Source organism: Arthrobacter sp. I3, from assembly GCF_000520575.1.
In the GTDB taxonomy this organism is placed as follows: domain Bacteria; phylum Actinomycetota; class Actinomycetes; order Actinomycetales; family Micrococcaceae; genus Arthrobacter; species Arthrobacter humicola_A.
On record NZ_KI914902.1, the window covers coordinates 110,500 to 116,272 of the forward strand.

The 5,773-nt window shown below is 68.2% G+C and carries 5 protein-coding genes; 3 read left to right on the forward strand and 2 right to left on the reverse strand.

Annotated features, from left to right (window positions below; genetic code table 11):
• Nucleotides 1-99 precede the first annotated feature (99 nt).
• Nucleotides 100-1,335: an MFS transporter gene (locus Y706_RS0103230; protein ID WP_253906682.1), complete on the forward strand. Its 1,236-nt coding sequence runs from the start codon at nucleotides 100-102 to the stop codon at nucleotides 1,333-1,335.
• A gap of 96 nt (nucleotides 1,336-1,431) precedes the next feature.
• Here Y706_RS0103230 and Y706_RS0103235 read toward each other — a convergent pair whose 3' ends face one another.
• A complete protein-coding gene (locus tag Y706_RS0103235) occupies nucleotides 1,432-2,721 on the reverse strand; it encodes an MFS transporter (RefSeq protein ID WP_028275438.1) in 1,290 nt (429 codons plus the stop codon).
• Nucleotides 2,722-2,745: 24 nt separating this feature from the next.
• Nucleotides 2,746-4,014: a M20 metallopeptidase family protein gene (locus tag Y706_RS0103240; RefSeq protein ID WP_028275439.1), complete on the reverse strand. Its 1,269-nt coding sequence runs from the start codon at nucleotides 4,012-4,014 to the stop codon at nucleotides 2,746-2,748.
• A 204-nt stretch (nucleotides 4,015-4,218) separates the two neighbouring features.
• Here Y706_RS0103240 and Y706_RS0103245 point away from each other — a divergent pair, with 204 nt between their 5' ends.
• Entirely contained in the window at nucleotides 4,219-5,250 is a 1,032-nt protein-coding gene (locus Y706_RS0103245) for an Lrp/AsnC family transcriptional regulator (protein ID WP_043434571.1), read from the forward strand.
• 91 nt (nucleotides 5,251-5,341) lie between these two features.
• Nucleotides 5,342-5,773 (forward strand): MFS transporter (locus tag Y706_RS27735; protein ID WP_043434472.1); only part of this gene is annotated, 432 nt, incomplete at its 3' end.

Here is a 5,773-nt window from a genome sequence, read left to right on the forward strand (position 1 = left end):
GAGGAGGGGTTGAGCCGCTGAGGAAGGGTTGAAGGGAAGGGGTGAAGACGCGGGGCTGCAAGAATGGGGCGGGTGACCTCAGCTGGGAAAACTGACGAGTTGGACCATTCGGCCGGCGCCGTTCTCCGGGACGGCCCCGCCGGGCCGCCCCGCGCGGCCGGCCGCCGGCAGCTCACATATTTGGGGATCTGCCTGGTCCTGATCGGGCTGAACCTCCGCACAGTCTTTTCGAGCTTCGCTGCGGTACTGCCGGAGGTGACGGCCGACGCCGGGCTTCCGGCCTGGGCGGTCATGGTGCTCACCACCGTCCCGGTGACGCTGCTGGGGGTGTTCGCTCCGCTCGCCCCTGGGCTGGCACGCCGGTTCGGGGCCGAACGGGTGCTGCTCGGTGCCATGGCGGTGCTCACTGCCGGGCTGCTGCTGCGGCCCGTGGAGCTGCCGGCGGCCGGCCACCTTCCGGCTCTGCTCGCCGGGACCGCCGCGTGCGGTGCCGCGATTTCACTGTGCAACGTGCTGCTGCCGGGCGTGGTCAAGCGTGACTTCCCGCATCGCCTGGGCCTCATGGGCGGCCTCTACACCACGGCGATCTGTGCCTCGGCCGCGCTCGGTGCCGGCTTCACGTTCCCGGTCTTCCGCGCGAGCGGGGAATGGACGGCGGCGCTCTGGTTCTGGGCGCTGCCGGCCGGCGTCGTCCTTCTGCTGTTCCTGCCGCCGGCGCTCCGGGCCCGCCCCGGCGGGGCGGCGCGGCCGGCCGGCGGCGTCAACGTCTGGCGTTCCGCCGTGGCCTGGCAGGTGACCGGGTTCATGGTCCTGCAGGCCATGATGTCCTTCCGCGTCTTCGCCTGGCTGGCGCCGATCCTGCGCGAACGCGGGGTGGACGGCGGCACGGCCGGCCTGATCGTCTCGGCCTCGATTGTGCTGCAGATGTTGGGCTCGCTGTTCGCGCCGGCGCTGGCCACCAGGTTCCGGGACCAGCGTGCCCTCAACACGGCGGTGGCGCTCATGACCGGCGCTGGCTTCGCGCTGAGCATCTTCGGGCCTGTGGAACTCCTGTGGCTGTGGACCGGGCTGCTCGGCCTGGGGCAGGGAAGCCTGACCGCCGCCGCGCTGACGCTGATCATGGTCCGCACCCGGGACGGGCACACCGCGGCCCACCTTTCCGGGATGATGCAGGGCGTGGGCTACGGGATTGGCTCCAGCGGCACGCTCCTGGTCGGCCAGCTGCACCAGTTCACCGGATCCTTTGCCGCGGCGGGTGTGCTGTTCGTGCTGGTGGGCTCTCTTGCAGCGGTGTTCGGGTACCGGGCCGGGCGGGACCGCTACATCGGCGACTGACCCTTCCCCCTGCAAAAACGTGATGAGCCATCAGTTGTGGCTGTCCTGAACCCTCCAGAACAGCCACAACCGATAGCTCAACCGGGCCGGACCGGATCAGAGCGTGAGGTCCTTGCCCTTCGTCTCCGGGATGGTGAAGACGCAGGCCGCGGAGATCGCGAGCAGCAGCACGGCGTACACATTGAACAGCTGCGGCATCTGCACGGTGGTGCCGAGCCACTGCTGCAGATAGGGCGCGGTTCCGCCGAACACGGCCACGCAGATCGAGTAGGGCACTCCGACGCCCACGGTGCGGATGCTGGTGGGGAACAGCTCGGCGTAGACGGCCGGGACGATCGCCGCGCTGGCGGCGATGAAGATCAGCATGACGGACATGCTGACGGCCAGCTGCCAGGCGGAATCCTTGAGCAGGGCGGTCATCGGGAAGTGCATGATGCCTGCGCCGATCGCACCGGCCCACAACACTTTCTTGCGTCCGATCCGGTCCGCCAGCTTGCCCCAGAAGGGCAGCGCCGCGATGAATACGATGTTGCCGATCACGCCGGCCCACAGGGCCTCGCCCCGGTCGATCTTCAGGGCGGTGGTGGCGTAGCTGGGGGCGACGACACCCCAGATGTAGTAGATCACGGTCAGGCCGACCGTCAGGCCGATCACCTGGAGGGCCTGCTTGCGGTGGCGGACGATCTGCGGCCAGATCGGAGCGCGCTTCTCCGTCGCGGCCTCACCCTCGAAAACGTCCGTTTCGTGCAGCCGGGACCGCATGATCAGCGCGTAGAGACCCATGGCCGCGCCGATCAGGAACGGGATGCGCCAGCCCCACGCGTTCATGAGTTCAGTGCTCAGCGTCATGTTCAGCACGGCACCGAGCAGGGTTCCGAACAGGATGCCCACGGTGCCGGAGGTGTAGATCAGCGTGGCCCAGAAGCCGCGGTGTTCCTTTGGCGCCATTTCGGACAGGTACGTCTGCGACGACGGCAGCTCGCCGCCGTGGGCCAGGCCCTGGATCAGGCGCGCCACCAGGAGCGTGAGCGATGCCCAGACGCCGACGGCCGCGAACGTCGGAGCGATGCCGATCATCAGGCTGCCCACCGACGCCAGCCCCACGGCCAGGGTCATGGAAGCCTTCCGGCCGATCCGGTCACCGATCCAACCGAACAGGAAGCCGCCGAAAGGGCGCGCAACGAAGCCGACGGCGAAAATCGCCAGCGTGGACAGCACCGCGGACGCAGGATCCGACTTGCTGAAAAGCTGGCTGGCGATGAACGGCGTGAACGTGGCGTAGATCGCCCAGTCATACCATTCGACGGCATTGCCGATGCCGGTGCCGATGAGCGTCTTGCGGGTGGATGTTCGGGTTGCCGCCGGCGTGATCGTGGCTGCAGTCATGGTCTTCTCCCTCGGGGGTGCGGGTTAGGAAAGGGCGGAGGCGGCGGCAACCGTGTTGGCCGCGGCAGGAGCGTCGGCGGCCGCGAGTGCGGCCAGCCTTGAGATGGCGAGCTCGGCGTAGAGTGCGGCGCCGTCAGCCAGCACGCCGTCGTCGAACGTGGCGTACGGGGAGTGGTTGAACGCGGAGGTGGCATGGTCGGCGTCCCGGGGGACGGCGCTCAGCCCGATGAACGTGCCGGGGACCTCGGCCAGAACCCTCGAGAAGTCTTCGGAGCCGCTCAGCGGGGTGGCCCAGCGGGAGAGCCGGGAGTCGCCGAACAGGCCCGCAATGACGTTCTCCGCGGTGTGCGTTTCGTCCTCGTCCGTGATGGTCAGCGGGTACTCCTGCTGGTAGTCAACGTCGACGTCCAGGCCGTGCGCCGCCGCGATTCCCTTCAACAGCCGCGGCACGGCGTCCATCATTTTCTGCCGGGCTTCCTCGGAGAAGGTCCTGATGGTGGCCTCGATGCGTGCGGTTTCCGGGATGATGTTGCGCTTCGTGCCGGCCTGGAGGACCCCCACGGAGAGGACTACGGGGTCGAACATGTTGAACTGGCGGGTGATCATGACCTGGAGGGCGGTGACCATCTCGGCGGCCGCCGTGACGGGGTCCTTGGCCGAGTGCGGGGCCGACCCGTGGCCGCCGGCGCCGAGCACGGTGACCACCAGGCCGTCGGAGGAACTCAGCATGACGCCGGGCTTGGTGCAGAACGTGCCGTACGGTTCCAGGGCGGAAAACACGTGCATGCCATAGGCGGCGTCCACACGCCGGCCGGTGGCATCCAGCACGCCTTCGCGGATCATGTGGCTCGCGCCGTCGAAGCCTTCCTCGCCGGGCTGGAACATCAGGACGACGTCGCCGGCCAGCTGGTGCCGGCGTTCGGCCAGGAGGGTGGCGGCCCCTGCCAGCATGGAGGTGTGCAGGTCGTGGCCGCAGGCGTGCATGGCGCCGTCGATCCTGGACGTGTAGTCCGCGCCCGTCTTCTCCTGCACCGGCAGGCCGTCCATGTCAGCGCGCAGCAGCACCGCCGGGCGCGAGCCCACTTCGGTGCCGGGCCCCTGGCCCCGCAGTACTGCGGTGACCGACGTCGTCTCCTGGCCCAGGGTGATCTCGTAGGGAAGCCCGTCCAAGGCCTTGAGCACCTTCTCCTGGGTGCGGGGCAGCGCCAGGCCGATCTCGGGTTCCCGGTGCAGTTCATGGCGGAGCCGGGCAAGGTCCGTCTGCATTTCCCGGGCATCTGCGGTGATCGGCACGTGTTCTCCTTGTTTGTCGTTTGTCGTTTGTCGAAAATCGCCTGGTTGGCGACTGGCTTGTTTTTCGAAGTTCCTTGGTTCACGTCCGGCGGGGACGTCCTGCGTCTATTCTCAAGTGACACAGTTCACACCTGCCCGAAGGCCAGAAAAAATGCACGAATAGACTGTTGCCGCAGGTTTCGTGCATGGATGAAGGGAAAAATGATGGAACTCAGCGAGGACGATCTCGCTCTGATCAACGTCCTGCAGATTGCCCCGCGGCTGAGCTGGGCGGATGCGGCGCAGGTGCTGGGCGTGCACGCCACCACCCTGGCCGCCCGGTGGGAGCGGCTGCTGGACTCTGGCGCGTCCTGGATCACCGCCCACCTAATCGGTGACCCCCAGCAAATGTGCCTGGCATTCGTCGCTGTGGACTGCGAAATGCACCGGCGCGAGGAAGTCACCGCCAGGCTTGCCGAGATGCCGGAAATCGTCACGGTGGAGGAGGCAGCCAGCCACCGGGACCTCATGCTAACCGTCATTACGCCCTCCCTGGACGATTTCAGCCTGAAAGTCATCTCGCGGCTGAAGGAGATTGACGGCCTCCTCAAATATCAGACCGCCCTGTGCACCAGGCTGCACGCGAGCGGCGGCTCCTGGCGGCTGAACGTGTTGAGCCGCGCGCAGCAGGCCGCCGTGCGGGCGTTGGCCGGCCCCGAGGCCACCGGGGTTGCCCAGGCTGCCGCCCGGGAGGCGCTGCCGGACAGCCACCTGGCGCTCCTGCCGTTTCTGGCCAGGGACGGGCGGGCCACGGCGGCAGACATTGCCCGCGGCCTGGGCAGGCACCCGGCCACCGTCCAGCGCCAGCTCAACCGTGTGCTCGCCAGCGGCATCCTGTCATTCCGGTGCGAGGTGGCCCAGAAACTCTCAGCTTTCCCCGTGACCTGCCAATGGTTCGTCAACGTCCCGGCCGGGCGGCACGAGGCAGCCGCCGCGGAGCTGAGGACCATGCGGAACGTCCGGCTCAGCGCCTCCACCACGGGGCCAACGAATTTCGTGATCATCATGTGGCTGCAGTCCCTGGCGGACGTCATGAACATCGAGGTGGCGCTGCAGCAAAAAGTGCCCGGGATCGAGCTCGTGGAAAGCGTCGTCATGCTGAGCACCGTCAAGCGTGTGGGCTGGATGCTGAACCCGGACTCCAGGGCCAGTGGCGCCGTCGTGGTTCCTGCCCAGGGGTTCGACGAGGCGGACTGACGGCGGCGGACCGGCAGCTGATGAGCCGAACGGCCAGCTGATAAGCCCACAGGCGGGCGGGCTGCGGGGGTCCGGTTGTAAGCTGTGGCACGTGCCCCAGACCGACCCGCCCCCTCACCAGGAGTCCCGTCCGAAAGCCGTCCCGGAATCGGCCGGCATCTTCCACCGCAGCTACTTGTTGGTGACCCTCGGCGCCTGCGCACTGGTGTTCCTGGCGGCCTTCGAGTCGCTGGCGGTGACCACCATCATGCCGCTCGTCAGCCGGGAACTGGACGGTGCGGGACTCTACGCCTTGGCCTTCGCCGGGCCGCTCGCCACCGGGGTGATCGGGATGGTGGCCGCAGGCAGCTGGTCGGACCGCAAGGGGCCGGTGGCGCCGCTCCTGGCCGCAGTGGGCATGTTCGTGCTCGGCCTGCTCATCGCCGGTACCGCCGGAACCATGCCGGTCCTCGTGTCCGGACGGCTGGTGCAGGGACTCGGCGGGGGCGGGCTTACCGTGGCCCTGTACGTGGTGATTGCCCGG